15 protein-coding genes and 1 pseudogene are annotated in these 19347 nt (G+C 41.1%); 6 read left to right on the plus strand and 10 right to left on the minus strand.

Features of this window, described 5'->3' with window-relative positions:
• The 5 genes and pseudogenes from F777_RS18280 to F777_RS15205 all read right to left on the minus strand — a co-directional run.
• Window positions 1-199 (minus strand): annotated as a pseudogene (locus F777_RS18280) (branched-chain amino acid aminotransferase); the annotation flags it as partial.
• Window positions 200-445: 246 nt separating this feature from the next.
• Window positions 446-1558 (minus strand): 3-isopropylmalate dehydrogenase, encoded by a 1113-nt coding sequence (leuB, locus tag F777_RS0100840; protein ID WP_026750384.1) that lies wholly within the window; start codon window positions 1556-1558, stop codon window positions 446-448.
• Between the two features lies 1 nt (window position 1559).
• On the minus strand, window positions 1560-2144 hold the full coding sequence (gene leuD, locus F777_RS0100845) for a 3-isopropylmalate dehydratase small subunit (protein ID WP_026750385.1): 585 nt from the start codon (window positions 2142-2144) through the stop codon (window positions 1560-1562).
• 24 nt (window positions 2145-2168) lie between these two features.
• Complete coding sequence (leuC, locus tag F777_RS0100850; RefSeq protein ID WP_026750386.1) at window positions 2169-3572, minus strand: 3-isopropylmalate dehydratase large subunit; 1404 nt, start codon at window positions 3570-3572, stop codon at window positions 2169-2171.
• Window positions 3573-3581: 9 nt separating this feature from the next.
• Window positions 3582-4748: a 2-isopropylmalate synthase gene (locus F777_RS15205; protein WP_081720431.1), complete on the minus strand. Its 1167-nt coding sequence runs from the start codon at window positions 4746-4748 to the stop codon at window positions 3582-3584.
• 205 nt (window positions 4749-4953) lie between these two features.
• Here F777_RS15205 and F777_RS0100860 point away from each other — a divergent pair, with 205 nt between their 5' ends.
• Complete coding sequence (locus F777_RS0100860; protein WP_026750387.1) at window positions 4954-6513, plus strand: hypothetical protein; 1560 nt, start codon at window positions 4954-4956, stop codon at window positions 6511-6513.
• Here F777_RS0100860 and F777_RS0100865 read toward each other — a convergent pair.
• The 5 genes from F777_RS0100865 to serC all read right to left on the minus strand — a co-directional run bounded on the left by F777_RS0100865 (window position 6500) and on the right by serC (window position 13623).
• On the minus strand, window positions 6500-8341 hold the full coding sequence (locus F777_RS0100865) for a PAS domain S-box protein (protein WP_026750388.1): 1842 nt from the start codon (window positions 8339-8341) through the stop codon (window positions 6500-6502). The two genes, F777_RS0100860 and F777_RS0100865, sit on opposite strands and share 14 nt — an antisense overlap.
• Window positions 8334-10118 carry an AMP-dependent synthetase/ligase gene (locus F777_RS0100870; RefSeq protein ID WP_026750389.1) on the minus strand — a complete coding sequence of 595 codons (1785 nt, stop codon included), beginning with the start codon at window positions 10116-10118 and terminating at the stop codon, window positions 8334-8336. Before F777_RS0100870 ends, F777_RS0100865 begins: the two co-directional genes overlap by 8 nt.
• A gap of 108 nt (window positions 10119-10226) precedes the next feature.
• A complete protein-coding gene (locus tag F777_RS0100875; RefSeq protein WP_161631460.1) occupies window positions 10227-11243 on the minus strand; it encodes a tetratricopeptide repeat protein in 1017 nt (338 codons plus the stop codon).
• A gap of 22 nt (window positions 11244-11265) precedes the next feature.
• Window positions 11266-12501: a DUF1015 domain-containing protein gene (locus tag F777_RS0100880; RefSeq protein WP_026750391.1), complete on the minus strand. Its 1236-nt coding sequence runs from the start codon at window positions 12499-12501 to the stop codon at window positions 11266-11268.
• Window positions 12502-12552: 51 nt separating this feature from the next.
• Entirely contained in the window at window positions 12553-13623 is a 1071-nt protein-coding gene (serC, locus tag F777_RS0100885) for a 3-phosphoserine/phosphohydroxythreonine transaminase (protein ID WP_026750392.1), read from the minus strand.
• A 43-nt stretch (window positions 13624-13666) separates the two neighbouring features.
• Here serC and recR point away from each other — a divergent pair, with 43 nt between their 5' ends.
• From recR to metH, 5 genes are all read left to right on the plus strand, one after another.
• The gene (gene recR, locus F777_RS0100890) at window positions 13667-14281 is read left to right on the plus strand and encodes a recombination mediator RecR (protein ID WP_026750393.1); all 615 of its coding nucleotides are present in this window, start codon (window positions 13667-13669) and stop codon (window positions 14279-14281) included.
• 94 nt (window positions 14282-14375) lie between these two features.
• Window positions 14376-14792 (plus strand): OB-fold protein, encoded by a 417-nt coding sequence (locus tag F777_RS0100895; RefSeq protein ID WP_026750394.1) that lies wholly within the window; start codon window positions 14376-14378, stop codon window positions 14790-14792.
• A gap of 56 nt (window positions 14793-14848) precedes the next feature.
• Window positions 14849-15370 (plus strand): YceI family protein, encoded by a 522-nt coding sequence (locus tag F777_RS0100900; protein WP_026750395.1) that lies wholly within the window; start codon window positions 14849-14851, stop codon window positions 15368-15370.
• A gap of 231 nt (window positions 15371-15601) precedes the next feature.
• A complete protein-coding gene (locus F777_RS0100905) occupies window positions 15602-16615 on the plus strand; it encodes a homocysteine S-methyltransferase family protein (RefSeq protein ID WP_026750396.1) in 1014 nt (337 codons plus the stop codon).
• 3 nt (window positions 16616-16618) lie between these two features.
• On the plus strand, window positions 16619-19324 hold the full coding sequence (metH, locus tag F777_RS0100910) for a methionine synthase (RefSeq protein ID WP_026750397.1): 2706 nt from the start codon (window positions 16619-16621) through the stop codon (window positions 19322-19324).
• Window positions 19325-19347: the final 23 nt, after the last annotated feature.

Below are 19347 nucleotides of genomic sequence, written 5' to 3' on the forward strand. Positions count from 1 at the left end.
CAGAAATCTTCAAACGTTCAAAATGTTCAACTGCCTTAAAGATTGCAGTAGAACCGTCCGTTGTTTTGTAGGAGCGAATTCCCTCAAAAACAGAATAGCCGTAATGAAGCGACTGGCTGTATAAATCCATCTTCGCTTCCGCTGCTTTTACAAATTCGCCATTATGATAAATAATGGTATTCGATTGGTAATAATTCATTTCAATAGATTTAAACAAAAAAGCCCCGCTGATGAGGCGAGGCTTTATATTAAGTTATTCAATACTTAGTTAAGTCCACCTCCTTGCAGAGCGGTAATAATAATAATGACAATAGCAATCGTGTTATAGATTGTATTGGTTTTTGTTATTATCGTATTTCCTTTATTCTGCATGGAGCATTTACTATTCTTCCGAAGGTAAGTCTATGCAAGAATAAAAACAAAGAACTTTCTAAATTTTTTTTATTTAGATTATGGTCGACGCATTCAAAGCAGCATTATTTCCTTGTTGGGTCTCATGCTTTTTATGAATAAAGTCTGTGAGTAAATCCCCAATGGCTTCTGTTCCGTAATTGTTAATTGGATCAATATCGCGGGTAACAAAAGCATGGGTCAAAGTCCAGTCAACCGCTTCTCTTACTGCGTTTGCTTCCGCAGCCAATCCAAAATGATCCAGCATCATGGCAGCAGAAAGAACAGAACCAATGGGATTGGCAATGTCTTTACCAGCAGCCTGCGGATAAGAACCATGAATAGGTTCAAACATGGCAGCGGTTTTACCAATAGAAGCAGAAGGAAGTAAACCCAATGAACCACTCAGCACACTGGCTTCATCGCTGATGATATCGCCAAACATGTTTTCCGTAAGAATTACATCAAACTGGGCAGGATTCACAATAATCTGCATGGCAGCATTGTCTACAAACATATAATCCACTGCAACTTCAGGAAACTGCATGGCCATAGCCTGCACAATACGGCGCCACAAGCGGGAAGTCTCGAGTACATTAGCTTTGTCAATCAGGGTCAATTTCTTTCTACGTTGCTGGGCATACTGAAATGCCATTTTAGCAACGCGCACAATTTCCAGTTCATGATAAGCACACTCATCAGTAGCATAAGTTTTGTCTTCGGTTAGTGTTCTTTTACCAAAATAAATTCCGCCGGTGAGCTCTCTGAAAATGATACAATCCACTCCTTCCAGCTGCTTTGCTTTTAAGGGAGACAGATGATGCAAAGAACGATAGGTAGTAATGGGTCGGATATTGGCAAACAGGCCCAGTTCCTTCCGCAGCTGTAATAAACCCTGTTCCGGTCTTACTTTGGCTGAGGGATCATTATCAAACTTTGGATGTCCTATCGCGCCAAATAAAATAGCGTCACTTTCTTTACAAACCGCCAGTGTTTCATCAGGTAAAGCTGATCCGGTTGCATCAATGGATACAGCCCCCATTAATGCATGCGTATAACTGAACTGATGCCCAAACTCTTCTGCTATGGCATTGAGTACTTTAATTGATTGTGCGGTAACTTCAGGTCCGATTCCATCGCCATTAATGACGGCTATTTTCTTTTCCATATTATGCTTTTGCTGATTCAAATTGTTCAATCGCCGATTTACGACTGATGAGAAAATCTATATCATCATACCCGTTTAGCAAACAGGTTTTCTTGTAAGGGTTCAATTCAAAAGATTCCTGCTCTCCTGTTTTCTCTATGGTAATGGTTTGTGCGGCCACATCAATTTGCAATGCATCGGCAGGCGAAAGCGAAAAAATTTTCTGCAGAAAAGACTCAGAAACAATAACAGGTAAAACCCCATTGTTCAAGGCATTGTTCTTAAATATATCCGCAAAAAAACTGGAGACAACGGCTTTGAATCCATAATCTAAAAGTGCCCAGGCAGCATGTTCTCTGGAAGATCCGCAACCAAAATTTTTACCAGCCACCAATATGGTTCCGCTGAACTGCAGTTGATTCAAAACAAAATCAGCTTTGGGTCTTGTTTCATCATCGTTTTCATAACGCCAGTCGCGAAAAAGATTTTTCCCAAATCCATCGCGGGTAGTGGCTTTTAAAAAACGGGCAGGAATAATCTGATCCGTATCCACATTCTCTGCGGGCAGAGGAACAAATGAACTATGTATTTCTTTTAATGCTTGCATGATTGCGCTAACTGTTTATTGCCATTATTTAATCAATTCTCTTACATCTGTTACTACGCCGGTTATGGCTGCAGCGGCAGCGGTTAAAGGACTTGCCAGTAAGGTTCTGGCACCAGCGCCCTGTCTTCCCTCAAAATTTCTATTAGAAGTACTAATACAATATTCACCCGCTGGCACTTTGTCTTCATTCATTCCCAAACAGGCACTACAGCCCGCCTGACGAATCTGAAAACCTGCTTCGGTAAATATTTTATCCAACCCCTCTGCATGCACTTGCTTGGCCACCTGCTGCGATCCGGGAACAATCATCACTTTAACGGAATCGTGTTTTTTTCTTCCTTTCACCAGATTGGCAACCAAACGCAGGTCCTCAATTCTTGAATTGGTACAGCTTCCAATAAAAACATGTTGTACAGGCATACCTAATAAGGACGCGCCACTTTGTAAATCCATGTAACGAAGTGCCTGTTCCATATTCTTTCTCTCTCCTTCATTAGCAATGCTTTCTAACAATGGTATATGAGCCTGAACAGGAATACCCAATCCAGGGTTGGTTCCATACGTAATCATCGGCTCAATTTCACTGGCATCAATATGTAGTTCAGTATCAAATACGGCATCAGCATCAGAATACAAGTCCTTCCATTCAGCCATTTTTTGCTCCCATGCATTTCCCTTTGGTGCGTACACTCTTCCTTTTAGATAGTCGAATGTCACTTGGTCTGGTGCAATCATTCCGCCTCTGGCTCCCATTTCAATACTCATATTGCAAATGGTCATCCTGGCTTCCATGGAAAGCCCGCGAATGGTACTACCTGCATACTCAACAAAATAACCGGTAGCACCACTGGCAGAAATTTTAGCGATAATGTATAGTATAATATCCTTGGAAACCACCCCCGGCTGCAACGCACCTTCAATATTGATGCGCATGGTTTTGGGTTTGGTCTGCAATACACACTGTGAAGCAAAAACCATTTCAACCTCGCTGGTGCCAATCCCAAAAGCAATGGTCCCAAAAGCGCCGTGTGTACTGGTATGGCTGTCGCCACAAACAATCGTCATGCCCGGTTGGGTAATACCCAACTCCGGTCCAATGACGTGTACAATCCCCTGGTAAGGATGTCCCAAACCATATAATTCTACTCCATGTTTTTCACAGTTCTCAATCAACTGATCTACCTGCATTTTACTCAGTTGATCCTTGATAGGTAAATGCTGATTCAAGGTAGGCACATTGTGATCAGCCGTTGCAATGGTTTGCTTGGGTCTGAACAAAGAAAGACCTCTCTTTTCAATTCCTTTAAATGCCTGAGGGCTGGTTACTTCGTGAATAAAATGCCTGTCAATATACAATACAGAAGGACCGTCTTCTATTTTCTCCACTACATGTGCATCCCAGATTTTATCGAATAATGTTTTACCCATAATCGTTCATTAAGCTATCGCTCTCTGTTTTTTATATTGGTTAGCTAAAAGATTCAGATCGGATTCTTCCACTTCTTTCTTACTATCTGCAACCAGCAAGAAATCTTCGTACAAAACATCTATATCGTCTCTGTTAAAATCATATCCCAGTTTCTGTAAGCGGTGAGCCAGTGCACTTCTGCCGCTTCTCGCAGTTAAAACAATCTTACTTCCTTCAGCGCCTACCAATTCAGGATTAATAATTTCATAGGTTTCAGCAGACTTTAAGAAGCCATCCTGATGAATGCCGGAAGAATGAGAAAAAGCGTTGGAACCTACAATTGCCTTGTTGGGTTGAACAGGCATACGCATTACCTCAGAAACCTCTCTGCTTAATGGATTGAGCAATTGGGTTTTGATATTGGTATACAAATCCAGTTGCTTGTGCTGTGCAATAATCATTACCACTTCTTCCAATGAAGTGTTTCCGGCACGCTCTCCCAATCCGTTAATCGTACATTCAATTTGTCTGGCACCATTGATCACCCCGCTGATAGAATTAGCTGTAGCCAAACCCAGATCATTATGACAATGACAGGAAATAATGGCTTTGTCTATATTCGAAACATTGTTTTTCAGGAAAGCAATTTTCTCGCCGTATTGATGGGGCAGACAGTATCCGGTTGTATCCGGGATATTCACTACAGTTGCACCTGCTGCAATAACAGCTTCAACCACTCTTGCCAGGTATTCATTGTCTGTTCTGCCTGCATCTTCTGCATAGAACTCTACATCATCTGTAAAATTCCGGGCCCACTTTACACATTGAATGGCTCTTGCCAGTATCTCTTCACGGGTAGAATTGAATTTGGCTTTGATATGAAAATCAGAAGTGCCAATACCGGTGTGTATCCTGGGTCTTACCGCGTACTTCAGGGCCTGCGCTGCCACTTCTATGTCTTTTTGAACCGCTCTGGTTAAGCCACAAACGGTGGCATGCTTAATGGTTCGTGCAATCTGAGAAACAGATTCAAAGTCTCCCGGGCTGGATACAGGAAATCCGGCTTCAATAATATCTACGCCCAATTCTTCCAATTGCACAGCCAAAGACAGTTTCTCTTTTGTATTCAGTTTACAGCCGGGAACCTGTTCGCCATCACGAAGGGTAGTGTCAAAAATGTGAATCTTATCAGCCATTGTATCGGTTTTTTAGATAAAAAGACAGGCGCGTATCCATTGCTATTGATTGCCTTAAATAACAACAGTACGGCCTGTCGTATTCGAATTTAGATTGCCTTATCTTTAGTCTGGAAACAAAATAGACCGGGTTTTACACTGCGTAACAGCAGTTGAAAACTGTGAAACCCAATACAGTATTGAATTCTAGCTTAATATTTTTACGATGCCCAACCGGAATACAGACCCGCTTCACCAACTCATCCACTCTCTGGAAAGGGCGGAGAAGCGCAATTTTAAATTGTATATCACGCGGAATTCAGGATCCGGAAACTTAAAAGTGGTTCAGTTATTTGATGCACTCGATAAAATGAGTCAATACGATGAAGCCCAACTACTCAAGAAAAACCCTGGATTCCAAAAACAACAGTTATCCAACTTAAAAGCCCATTTATACCAGGAAATACTAGCGAGCGTTCGTTTGTTACAGCAAAATGAAAACATAGATCTGCAGTTAAATGAACAACTCGATTTTGCCAGAATACTATACAATAAGGGTTTAAATATCCAGAGCTTGAAAGTATTGGACAAGGTAAAAGAAATGGCCAAAGCCAATAACCAGGTTACTTATATTCAACAGGTATTGTTTCTCGAGAAAAAAATTGAAGCATTGTACATAACACGAAGCATGCAGGACAGGGCTGCAAGGCTTTGCAAGGAGTCTGATGAAATCAATCTGCGATTAAGCAATATCAGTACCCTGTCTAACCTTTCTTTGTTATTGTACGAATGGTATATCCGACACGGACATGCCCGGAACGAATCAGACAAAAAAGCCCTGGCGATATATTTCAATCACCCACTGTTGCATGAGAATGAACAGGAGAAGGGGTTTTATGAAAAACTATATGCTTACCAATGTTATTGCTGGTATGCATTTATTACACAGGACTTTCTGATGTATTATCGTTATTGCAGCAAATGGACGGAATTATTTAAGGCGGAGCCTAAAATGATGGAGATTGAAACAGCCCACTATATCAAGGGCATGCACAACTTGCTGGGCGCGCATTTCGATTTAAGAAATTACCGGAAATTTAATGAGACGGTAAAAGAACTGGAAGCATTCATGGAAATGCCCTTCGTACAAAATAATATTAATCACACCGTGCAATGTTTTACCTATCTGTATACCGCAAAACTGAACAGGCATTTCATGGAAGGTAGTTTTACGAAGGGATTACAACTGGTGCCAGAGATTGAAGCTAAACTGGAAGCATACGAAGATTATCTGGACCGGCACAGAACCCTGGTATTCTACTATAAAATTGCTTCTTTGTATTTCGGAAGCGGAGATCCGGCCAGCAGTATTGACTACTTAAATAAAATCATCAACCTGAAAGTAGATTTAAGAACCGACTTACAATGTTATGCGCGATTGCTGCATTTGATTGCACATTATGAATTAGGCAATAATGATTACCTGAAATACCTTTTGAAGTCTGTATATCGGTTCATGGGTAAAATGCAACACCTGAGCGCAGCAGAAGAAGCCATATTTAAATTTTTAAAACAGCGTTTTCATAGCCTACCCAATCAAACAAAACCCTTGTTTGAACAATTACTGGCTACATTAAAAAATATGGCGGACGATAAAATGGAAACCAGGGCATTTATGTACCTGGATGTTATTTCCTGGCTCGAAAGTAAAATTCAGCGAAAGCCAGTGCAGACCATCATCCGGCAAAAATTTTTATCGGCCAAGAAAAGGCTTAGTGACGCATAATTGCCTGTGTAATCGGGAAACTCATATGCATGGCGCATCCTGCAGTGGGAGCCGTATGAATACTAATGGTTCCATTGAACAATTCAACACGGCTGGTAATATTGTACAAGCCGATTCCTTTTTTCTGAACCGCAGCATCAAAACCCACTCCATTGTCATAAATAGACAAATAAATAGTGGATTGGTTTCTGCCCAATTCTACTTTTAATGTACTGGCATGTGCATGCTTTAAAACATTGTTTACCTGTTCTTGTACAATCCGGAATAGACTGAGTTTAAAATCATAATGAATATCGTCCTCAAAAAAAGTATCACACAAAAATTCAATCTCCATATCCTGAACTGCCTGCACATCTTCCAGCACACTTTCAATCGCTTTTACCAAGCCAAAATCCTTAATCAACGGAGTAACCAAGCCCTTGGATAATCTTCTGATTTCTTCAATGGCATGCAAAATATAATCTGCCGATTGTCTTAATTGTTCTGAACCAGGCACCTGCTTTTTTTCAGCAGAAGCAATGTACATCATGGCAACAGTGAGTTGCTGGTTAACATTGTCGTGAAGTTCTCTGCTGATATCGTGCCGCTCGGTTTCCTGGGTATTGATAACTGCTTCTGCAATTTCTTTTTGTTTGATCAGTCTTTCCTCTTCCAGTTTTTTCTCCAGCAATAATTTGGCAGTTACGTTCTGTGCAATGGCCATCACCGCATCTTTACCATTGTATTGAAGACGGTGCGAGTAAACATTCATGAAAATGCGTTCACCGGTTTTGGTCATATGCTCCCAGGTACCTCCGGAATCCATTTCAAGCGCACTGGCAATATGCTCAATAAACTGTTTTAGTTTAGCATAATGTTCAGGGGATCTTAAATCCCAAAGCGTCAATTGTAAAAACTCTTCCCTGCTATAACCATATTCCTTCACTGCCATATCGTTCACTTCCAGAATCTGCTGGGTTTGCAGATCCCAGATAAAAATAGCCATTGGATTATAATAGAATAAACTACGATAGCGCTTTTCTGAAAGCAGAATTTTTTCAGCACTTTCTTTTCTCTCAGTTATATCCTGCATAGCACCAATCATTCTGACAGGCTGCTCATTTTCATAAATAATGTAACCTCGATCCAACACATAGGCATAGGATCCATCAGCCCTTAAAAAACGGTACTCTTCTTTCCAGTAAGGACTGCCCTGTTTAGAATAAGCATTTGTTATACTGGTCTGTACCCTATCTCTATCATCCGGATGAATTTTATTTACCCAATCAGAAGCCTCTACATATACATCCACCAGGTCGTAACCAAAGGTTTTTTTAAAATTATCTCCAACCCACAATACTGTCTGATCTGCTAAATTCAATTCCCACACCGCATCACTGGTGGCTTGCACAACAATATTATAGCGTTCGTTGCTAACACGTATATTTTCGAGGTTGCGCTTTCGCTCAATACTGTACTGAATAGATTTGGAAAGTAGTTTTTCGTCAAATTCGCCTTTCACCAGGTAATCCTGGGCACCGGCTGCCATCGTTTCCAATGCAGTCTCTGTATCAGACAAGCCGGTTAATACTATAATGGGTATAGCAGTGGCAACACTGTTTATATGCTTAAAAGAATCAATGCCGACACTGTCCGGCAAAGAAAGATCCAATAAAATCAAACTTGGTTTTTCGTTTTTTAACCAGGTATCTGCTTCTGCATTGGTGCTGGCACGAAATATCTGACTGATGGGCAATCTGGTCTTCCATAACAATCCCTCTAAAACAACCTGATCTGCCGGGTTATCTTCTACCACTAAAATGCGCAGTAAGGTGTTAGGTTCAGGCATAGATTCTTTCTATGGCGTCTTTGAATTTCTCGTTCACCACTTTTCGCTTCAAACTCAATTTAGGTGTCATTTCACCAGTGTCTACTGTCCATTCATTGGGCAATAACTCAAATTTTTTAATCTGCTCAACATGATTAAAGAATTTATTGAAACTTTCCACCAGTTCTCTGTAGAGTTCTAAAACTTTCGGATGATGAATCACATCTTCATTGGTAGTGTAAGGAATTTCCTTTTCTCTCATCCACTCTTTTAGCGTAGCAAAAGAAGGAACAATCAAAGCACCTACAAACTTTCGCTCTGAGCCAACCACCATCACTTGCTCTACAAATGGGCTCTCCTTTAATTTGTTTTCAATCGGTTGAGGAGCAACATATTTTCCTCCGCTGGTTTTAAATAATTCTTTCTTGCGATCGGTGATTTTCAAAAATCTGTTTTCGTCCCAGATGCCGATATCACCGGTTAACAACCAACCATCCGACATAGTTTCTGCTGTTAAATCGGGGCGTTTGTAATAGCCCTTCATTACACAGGGACCCGTTACCATGATTTCACCATCTTCTGCCAGCTTCACCTGAATGCCTTCAATAGCAGGACCTACGGTTCCAAACTTGGTGCCGCCTTTTTCCTGACGGTTCACACAAATCACCGGACTATTCTCTGTAGGACCATAACCCTCGTAAACAGGCACGCCAGCTGCATTGAAAATGCGTAAAAGTTTTACCTGACAGGCAGCACCACCCGTTATGATGAAGGAGATATTACCGCCTAGGGCTTCGCGCCATTTGGAGAAAATTAGTTTATTCGCAATGGCCAATTGAATATTGTACCATAGACCGCCACTGACTCTGTTATCGTATTTCTCAGCCAAATCAACTGCCCAGAAGAATAATTTCCTTTTGGTACCTGTAAGCTCATTTCCCTTGGCCATGATTTTTTCAAAAACTTTTTCAAGCAAACGAGGCACCGTAGTGAAGCCATTGGGCTTAATTTCTTTCAGATTATCACCAATGGTATCCAGACTTTCCGCGTAGTAAATACTAATGCCACTATACAAATAAATATAAGTACAGGTTTTTTCAAAAATATGATTCAGCGGAAGGAAGCTCAGTACTTTTGATTCAGGAGCATCATTAAAAGGAAAACTCTTTTTGCTGAATTGAACATTGGTATAAATATTCGCATGCGACAACATTACACCCTTAGGGGTACCGGTAGTTCCGGATGTATAAATAATCGTAGCCAGGTGATCAACCGGAACGGTTGCTTTGATACTTTCCACTTCAGACAATAAAGAAGGCGTAGCCAGGTTGGTTACTTCAGACAAGTGCTTTGCACCTGCAATGGTATCAAAAGTATAAACCCCTTTGATAGAAGGTACTTTATCCAGAATGCTGTTCACTTTGGCTAGTAATTCTTCGTTGCTGACAAAAATGTATTTAACCGCTGCGTCATTTAAAATAAAGGCCAGTTCATTGGGATTCGTGGTTGGGTAAACAGGAACCAGAATGGCACCAATCTGCTGCACAGCCAGGTCTGTAAAAACCCACTCAGGACGATTGTTACTAATGATGGCAATTTTATCACTGCCTTCGGGCGTAAAGTCATTGGCTTGAACACCCAGTGAAAGCAATCCAGCACTAAAGCGGTTTACAGTATCGGCTACTTCCTGTGTACTATAGGGTTTCCACTGTCCATTTATTTTAGCCGACAACATGTCCTGCTTTGGGAAATGCTCAAGCTGATAATTTACGGCATCAAAAAGTCGCTTAATAGTCATAACGCAATCGTTTAAAGTGAATTCACTTTATTTAGACGGTCAAATTAGGCAATTAAAGACAAAAAAAAAAGCCAGTTTGCACTGGCTTAACAACTTGAATCTATATCACTAATTTAAATAATACTGACCTGCTGGCTGGCGGTACACCCGGCTCTGCTGAAACTCCCTGAATTTATTGGCTTCCTCTGCATGGGTCTCCTGCCATTTTTTATAGGCATCTGCATCGTAAACAGCACCAAACAACCATTGATTATAGGCTTCAAAAATATCTTCCCGAATCATATGCTGCCAATGCTGAAACAACTGGTACGGATAAGCTGTTGCATTCTCTGTCATCCACTCGGTAAGCAAACGGGTTCTGATGCTCCCGATATGATCAATGGTTAAGCCATCTGCCACCATGGGTCTTGTCTTTTCATAGATGGCCAGTTGCTTTTGTTCAAAAGCGGAATATTTGGGAACCAGGTGATAAGGCGTTTTCACTATTGGACGCAACACATTACGATACGCATCCCAAAGGGCTTTTTTCACTTCTTCTGTACGGGTAGTATAACTCTCAAGGTTTACAAAAAGTTCCCCATGAATCAACACCCTGATCCAATTCATTTCTTTGTAGTAATACTTGGCAGCATGATAATAATTGGCACTGTAAGAAGGAGCTAATTCAATTCCTTTTTCCCAGGCAGCAATGGCTTCGTCTTTTTTATTTTCCTGCATCAGGCTCTCCCCATATTCACTATAAATCACCCCTCCGTCAGGAAATTTTTTCAATGCACGCTTATACATTTTATTTGCAGCTGCATAATCTGCAATGGCTTTATAAGACATACCCAGAATCTGAAAACTTTGCTGATCAGCACTGGGATGTTCAATCGCCATTTTACCTGCATCAATGGCCTGCGCAAATTCTCTTTGCAAAAAATAGCAGAAAGAAATATTCTTCAGGGTTTCCAGGTTTTGCGGCTCCTGCACTTTGGCTTTTTCCAGTGCTACCATGGCATTGGTAAAGTCTCCCTGTTGCATCAGCGCCACCGCAGATTCCTGCAATTGCTTAACAGTTGGAGCTTGCGCATGCATTTGCATGGTCAGCAAAAAGCCACAGAATCCTAAAAATATTTTTTTCATATTCATGCTGTATTGAAATGCATTAATCATTAATCAAGTGTGTTAAGAGACCATCTCTCAACTTCGGTTCAAACCAGGTACTCTTAGGAGGCATTACATTTCCGCTGTCTGCAATGGCAAACAACTGATCAATGGTAACAGGATACAAGCTAATGGCAGCAGCCATTTCACCACTATCCACTCTTTGTTCCAAAGCGCCTAGCCCTCTAATTCCTCCCACAAAATCAATGCGCTTGTCGGTGCGTTGATCTAAGATACCTAAAATGGGACCCAATATTTTTTCTTGTAAAACCGACACATCCAATACACCAATCGGATCATTGGAATAAGTGCCAGGCTTTGCCGTTAGCAAAAACCACTCACCACCCACATATAATCCCATGGTATGCAATTGCTCAGGCTTCACCATTTGCTTGCCCATAGAAACCACATCGAAGGAAGCAGACAAAGCCGCTAAAAAATCATTCTTGCTCAACCCGTTCAAATCCTTTACCACACGATTGTAATCCATGATGTACAATTGATTCGAGGGGAACAAAGTCGTTAGAAAATAATTAGCCCCTTCAGGTACTTCGCCACTGATTTGCTTGCGTACTTTGGCAGCAGAAGCCGCACGGTGATGTCCGTCAGCGATATAGGTACAAGGAATTTCTTTTTCAAAAACAGCCGTGATAGAATCCACAATATCAGAATCACTCACAATCCAGATGCTATGCTGAATGCCATCTTCAGCAATAAAATCATAAACAGGAGATTTGGCCTGCTTCCAATTATTGATAATGGTATCAACAGCAGCATGGTTGCGATACGCTAAAAACACATTGCCCGTTTGCGCACCCGTTGTTTTAATATGATTGATGCGATCCTGTTCTTTTTCCGGACGGGTAAACTCGTGTTTTTTAATCAGGTCATTTTCATAATCATCCACACTGCTCACGCAAACCAGACCTGTCTGGCTTCTGCCATTCATAATAAGCTGGTAGATATAATAGCAGGGTTTGGATTCTCTGAACAACACATCACGTTTAATGAATGCATCTAAATTGTCTTTAGCCTGTGCGTACACTTCTGCACTATGAATATCTATTTTATCAGATAAGTCAATTTCACTTTTGGTGATATGTAAAAAAGTATGCGAATTGCCTTGTGCAGCAATTTTTGCTTCTGCACTGTTCAATACATCATAAGGTAAGCTGGCTACTTGCTTGGCCAGTTGTGGTTGGGGCCTGAGCGCCCTGAAAGGTTTGATTATTGCCATTCGGCAAATATCGGTGAATATTTACAAATGAAAAGTTAGGATAATACCCTACTATCCGTGCTTCTGCGCAAAATAATGCAACAGGTTACAAAATTCAGTAACACTATCCAGTGGCAAAGCATTGTACATGCTAACCCGAATACCTCCCACGGTTCTGTATCCCTTTACGCCTACCATGCCTTCCTGTTTGCAAAGTGCAAGGAAGGATTCTTCCAGGGAAGGATCTTTCAAAAAGAAAATTGCATTCATTTCACTTCTGTCTTCTTTGGCCACGGGAGCATCAAAAAGCGGAATGGAATCAATGGTATCATATAAAAGAGAAGACTTTCTGGCATTGCGCATGCCCATAGCATCCAAACCGCCTTCCTGAATAATCCAGCGAAGCGTAAGCATGCTCACATACACAGCAAACACAGGAGGCGTATTCATTAGAGAACCCGCTTCAATATGTTTCTGGTAATTCATAATGGTAGGAATCTTTCTTGCAATTTTTCCGAGCAAATCTTTTTTCACCACCACCAGGTTCACACCAGCAGCGCCCATATTTTTTTGAGCCCCTGCATAAATAAGAGAGAGTGTATTATAAGGAGCAGGTCTGCTGAAAATATCGCTGCTCATATCTGCCACCAGTGGCACCGATGTTTCAGGATATTGATGCCATTGCGTGCCTTCCACCGTGTTATTCGAAGTAAAATGCAAATAGGCAGCATCATTGGGTACTTGAAAATTTTTAGGGATGGATCGGTACTGGCTGCTGGTTCCATCAGACACTATATCCACTTTACCGAAAAGGCTGGCTTCCTTCCAGGCTTTGTTGCCCCAAACGCCGTTATCGCAGTAGGCAGCCGTTGCATGACTATCTAACAAATTCATAGGGACCTGCATGAATTGCGTGGTTGCTCCCCCATGCAAAAACAATACTTCATACGAATCATCTATTTGCATGAGCTCTTTCACTGCATTTCTGGCTTCATCTAAAATTTCCAGAAACCAAGGGGTTCTATGACCAATTTCCAACAAGGAAAGACCCGTGTTTTTATAATTCAACACCGCTTCAGCTGCCTGTTTCAGCACAGGCGCTGGCAAAATGGAAGGACCAGAATTAAAATTATGCAGCTTCATACACAAAAGGTAAAGCACAAAGTAAACCGATTATCTTTACAAAATGCAACTCCCTTCCACCTTATTAGAAAATGCAGTAGCGCAATTTGCCAAGCTACCGGGCATTGGAAAAAAGACCGCGCTCAGACTGGTCTTACATTTATTGAAGCAGGATGTAAATGAAGTCGCTTTGTTTGGAGACACTTTAACCAAAATGCGAAAGGAGATACAGTTTTGCAAACGCTGCAATAATATCAGTGACGGCGAAATCTGCAGTATCTGCAGCAATACAGCGCGCAATCAGCATATTGTTTGCGTAGTAGAAAATATACGGGATGTGATTGCGATAGAAAGTACCCAGCAATTCAACGGCACTTACCATGTGCTCGGAGGGATTATATCCCCCTTGGATGGCATAGGCCCCGACCAGCTTACGATTGAACTGCTGGTGAAACGGATTACGCAGGAGCAGATAGACGAATTGGTTTTTGCACTGAGTCCGAATATACAGGGAGACACGACCATTTATTTTATTCAGAAAAAAATTGCCCATTTGTCCTGCAAAATCACCACTATCGCCCGTGGCATAGCATTTGGGGGAGAACTGGAATATGCAGACGAAATGACCTTGGCCCGAAGCATTGCCAACCGACTGCCTGTTCAGCAGTATGTGCAATAGGGGTAAGTGCAATAACAGTTGGCGCAATAAGAATTTGCTGGTTTTTGCAAACAATTGAGTAATTTCGTTGTTTAAACATTAAAACAAGTCCGTTATGAAAAAATGGGTAAAAATCATATTAATGCTGGGACTGGCAGGAGCCATTACCGGTGGGATTATAGTCTATAAAATATTGACCAAGCCGCATAGGGATGTAACCACCGAAAAAGCAATTATCATAAAGGCCCAAGCTCTATTTGAAGCTTTTAAAAAAGATGAAGCCGCAGCCAACGCACAATACCTGGACAAAGCCATTGAGATTGAAGGAGAAATTGTAGACTTTAGTACCAACCAGGATGGACAGGTAGTGGTGAATTTTAAAACAGACGATCCCTTTTTTGTAATCAACTGTACCTTTAAAACCAATCCGGGTGAGCTGAAAGCCGGTAGTACCATACGTTTCAAAGGAATCTGTACCGGCTATATACCGGATGCAAATGTGGTGATTAACGAAGGAGTGTTAATTCCATAGGCAAAAAAAATCGCAACCTAAATAATGTAAAATCTCGTTTCGCAAAATATAACACCATGAAAAAGTTTCTATTCATAGCTCTATGCAGCATTGCATTTACACAAACGCAGGCACAAAAATTGTATGGCACCCGCAATGCCAAAGTAAGCTTTATAGCTACCAACGATGAAGACGTTAAAGCCGTAAACAATGAAGTAGCCAGCCGCTTATCCGATAAAGGAGAGATCAGCTTTAGCTTGCTCATCAAAGGGTTTAAGTTTGAATACGCAGAAATGCAGGAAAAGTTCAACAACGACTACGTAGAGAGCAACAAATTCCCCAGAGCAGAATTCAAGGGCACTATCAGCAATATCAAGGATATCAATTTTACCAAAGATGGTAGCTACAAAGCAGTGGTAAAAGGTAATTTAACCTTACATGGCGTAAGCAAACCCGTTACGGTAAATGGTACCATCACTGTAAAAGCGGGCAAAGTATCTGCAACTGGCAAATTCCCCATTGTCATGAAAGACCACAAGATTGAAGCCTCTGCGGTGACAGAAAAAGTGAACGCAGAAATCAATGCGGTTTATCAATAAAATTAGAAGCAAGAAAGATTAAGGCGGGGCCTTATTTTGACGGAATACAATATGGGTGTATCTTTGCACCGACTTTGGTGGATTTGTTTATTGTTCAGCCAGGGTCCTGGCCATAGTGGTGTTGTACCTCTATGGCTAGTTAACTAGAACTAATAAACGTAGAAGTGCAACTCCCCCACATTCCTTCGTTTATTGGTTCATTCAATCACCAGCGGTGTAAGAACCAATACTATGTTACTAAAACAAGAACTACAAAAAAGAATTCTGGTAATTGATGGTGCCATGGGTACCATGATACAGAAGCATCATTTAACGGAAGCCGATTACAGAGGCGAGCGATTCAAAGACTGGCATGTAGACGTGAAAGGCAATAACGATTTGCTATGCATCACCCAGCCAAAGATTATCAAAGGCATACACTTATTGTATTTAGAAGCGGGTGCAGATATTATTGAGACCAATACATTCAGCAGCACAGTCATTGCCATGGCAGACTATGACATGCAAAATTTGGCTTATGAGTTGAACGTAGCCGCCGCCAAATGTGCCCGCGAAGCGGTAAATGAATACCAACAAAAACATCCTGACGCAGGACCCAAATTTGTAGCAGGGGCCATTGGACCATTGAATAAAACCTTGAGTTTGTCTCCCGATGTAAACAATCCAGGTTACCGCGCTGTCAGTTTTGACGAAGTAGCCAATGCCTATTATGAACAAATAGATGGATTGGTAAATGGAGGCGTAGACATCCTATTAATCGAAACCATTTTTGATACCCTGAACGCAAAGGGAGCCATTTACGCAGCCAAAAAATATTTCAGAGACAAGGGCATTCCCGAATTGCCCATCATGATCAGTGGAACCATAACCGATGCATCGGGAAGAACCCTGAGTGGACAAACTTTAGAAGCATTTTATACATCTGTGATGCATGCCAACCCCATCAGCATTGGACTAAACTGTGCGCTAGGTGCAGCAGAAATGCGCAGTCATATAGAAGAGCTGTCACAAATAGCCGCCTGCTATACCTCGGCTTATCCCAATGCAGGCTTGCCCAATGCCATGGGCGAATACGATGAAGCTCCACACCAAACCGCGCATTTTATTGAAGAATGGGCCAAGCAAGGCTTCGTAAATATTGTAGGTGGATGTTGCGGAACAACACCCGATCATATAAAACATATTGCAGACAACGTAAGAAAAATGCAACCCAGACCCTTACCTGTGGTTGAAACAACCCTTTAAGCAATGAGTACTATCAAACCTTTTTTAAGGCTTTCCGGATTAGAGCCTTTAGTCATAAGACCAGAAACGAATTTTGTAAACGTAGGCGAAAGAACCAATGTAACAGGTTCAAAGAAATTTGCACGCTTAATCAGAGAAAATAAATTTGAAGAAGCATTATCTGTTGCCAGACAACAGGTAGAAAGCGGCGCACAAATATTAGACGTGAACATGGACGATGCTTTGTTAGAAGGCGTAAGTGCCATGACCACTTATTTAAATCTGTTACAAAGCGAACCAGATATCGCGCGCATTCCCATCATGATTGATAGCTCCAAATTTGAGATCATAGAGGCAGGATTAAAATGTGTGCAAGGAAAATGTATTGTGAACTCCATCTCTATGAAAGAAGGAGAAGAAAAATTCATAGAGCAAGCATTCATTTGTAAATCTTTTGGGGCAGCAGTCATTGTAATGGCATTTGATGAAGTAGGCCAAGCAGATACCAAGGATAGAAAAATAGAAATCTGTCATCGTGCATACAAAATATTAACCGAGCAAGTAGGTTTTGATCCACAGGATATTATTTTTGATCCTAACATTTTTGCGATTGCAACAGGTATAGAAGAACACAATAATTATGCAGTAGATTTTATTGAAGCCACCAGAGAAATCAAGCGATTGATGCCATTGGCAAAAGTTTCAGGCGGTGTATCAAATGTATCATTTTCATTTAGAGGCAACGACCATGTAAGAGAAGCCATCCATTCTGTATTCTTATTACACGCCATTAAAGCGGGTATGGATATGGGGATTGTAAACGCAGGACAGTTGGTAGTGTACGATGAAATAGAACCCACCCTAAGGGCTTTATGCGAAGACGTTATCTTGAATAGAAACAACGACAACAACGAAGCCACAGAAAAATTAATCCAACACGCAGAAACCGTTAAGGCCAAGGGAAAAGTAGAAATAAAAGATGAAGCCTGGAGAAAAGAACCTGTTGAAAAAAGATTAGCGCATTCATTAATCAATGGCATCACCGATTATATAGACGAAGACACAGAAGAAGCCAGACAAAAATATCCAAGACCATTGGATGTGATAGAAGGACCATTGATGGATGGGATGAATATCGTAGGCGATTTATTTGGAGCAGGAAAAATGTTTTTACCACAAGTGGTAAAGAGTGCCCGCGTAATGAAAAAAAGTGTGGCCATTTTAACGCCTTATATAGAGCAAGAAAAAGAAGATAGAAAACAAGCACACTTAGCGGCAGGAACAGTGAACGAAGAAACGGCAGGTGCAGCAAAAATATTATTGGCCACTGTTAAAGGAGACGTACACGATATTGGAAAAAATATTGTGGGTGTAGTATTAGGCTGTAATGGTTATGATATTGTAGACATGGGGGTAATGGTACCAGCAGATAAAATATTAGAAGCAGCAGAAAGAGAGAAAGCAGATATTATAGGATTGAGTGGATTGATTACGCCTTCCTTAGATGAAATGGTGCATATAGCCAAGGAAATGAAGCGCAGGAATATGAAGCAGCCTTTATTAATTGGAGGGGCTACTACTTCCAGAATGCATACTGCCGTAAAGATTGCACCAGAATACCAAAATGGCGTAGTGCATGTACTAGACGCATCCAGAAGTGTAACAGTTGCGGGCTCTTTATTGAATAAAGAACTAAAGACCCCATTCTTAGATGAATTAGTACAAGAGTACAGCAAACTAAAAGAAGGATTCGACAATAAGAAATCCGTAAAGCAATACCTGTCATATGCAGAGGCATTGAGAAATAAAGTGGCTATTGATTGGGACAGTTATACTCCCCCTACACCTAGCTTTACAGGCACCAAAGTATTTGAAAATTACGATTTGAATGAGTTAAGAACATTCATTGATTGGAAACCATTTTTCATTACTTGGGAAATGCATGGCAATTTTCCAGCCATCTTAACCGATGAAGTGGTGGGATCAGAAGCCACCAAATTGTACAATGATGCCAATGCTTTGTTGGATAAAATCATTGCAGAAAAATGGTTAACGGCAAAAGGTGTGATAGGATTTTGGGAAGCAGCCAGCAACCATGATGACGTAGAAGTAAGAACAGAAAATAACAAATTTCAATTGTGTTTTCATCGCCAACAAATCAAGAAAGCACCCGGACAACCCAATTTATCTTTGGCCGATTTTATCAGCCCAGCAACTGCCAATAAAAAAGATCATATTGGTGCATTTGCAGTTAGCATCCATGGCATAGAACCACATTTAGAAAGATTTGAAGCAGCACACGACGACTACAATAAAATTATGTTGCAAGCATTGGCCGATCGATTTGCAGAAGCATTTGCAGAAGCATTGCACTTGCATACGCGTAAAGAATATTGGGGCTATGATGCACAAGAACAATTAAGCCCAGAAGAATTAATTAAAGAACAATACAAGGGCATCCGCCCCGCACCAGGCTATCCAGCTTGTCCGGACCATACAGAGAAATACAAATTGTTCGATTTGTTGAATGCACAAGAAAATGCAGGAATCTCCTTAACAGAAAGCTTGGCAATGTATCCAGCATCATCAGTTTGTGGCTGGTATTTTTCGCATCCGCAGAGTCAGTATTTTGGAATTGGCAAAATTGAGCAAGACCAATTTAAAGACTATGCAGCCCGCAAAGGCATGGATGAAGCCACTGCGGAGAAATGGTTGAGGCCGATATTGTAGATTTATGTATATTTTTTTGCAAA

It is taken from the genome of Sediminibacterium sp. C3 (genome assembly GCF_000508085.1).
Classification (GTDB): Bacteria; Bacteroidota; Bacteroidia; order Chitinophagales; family Chitinophagaceae; genus Sediminibacterium.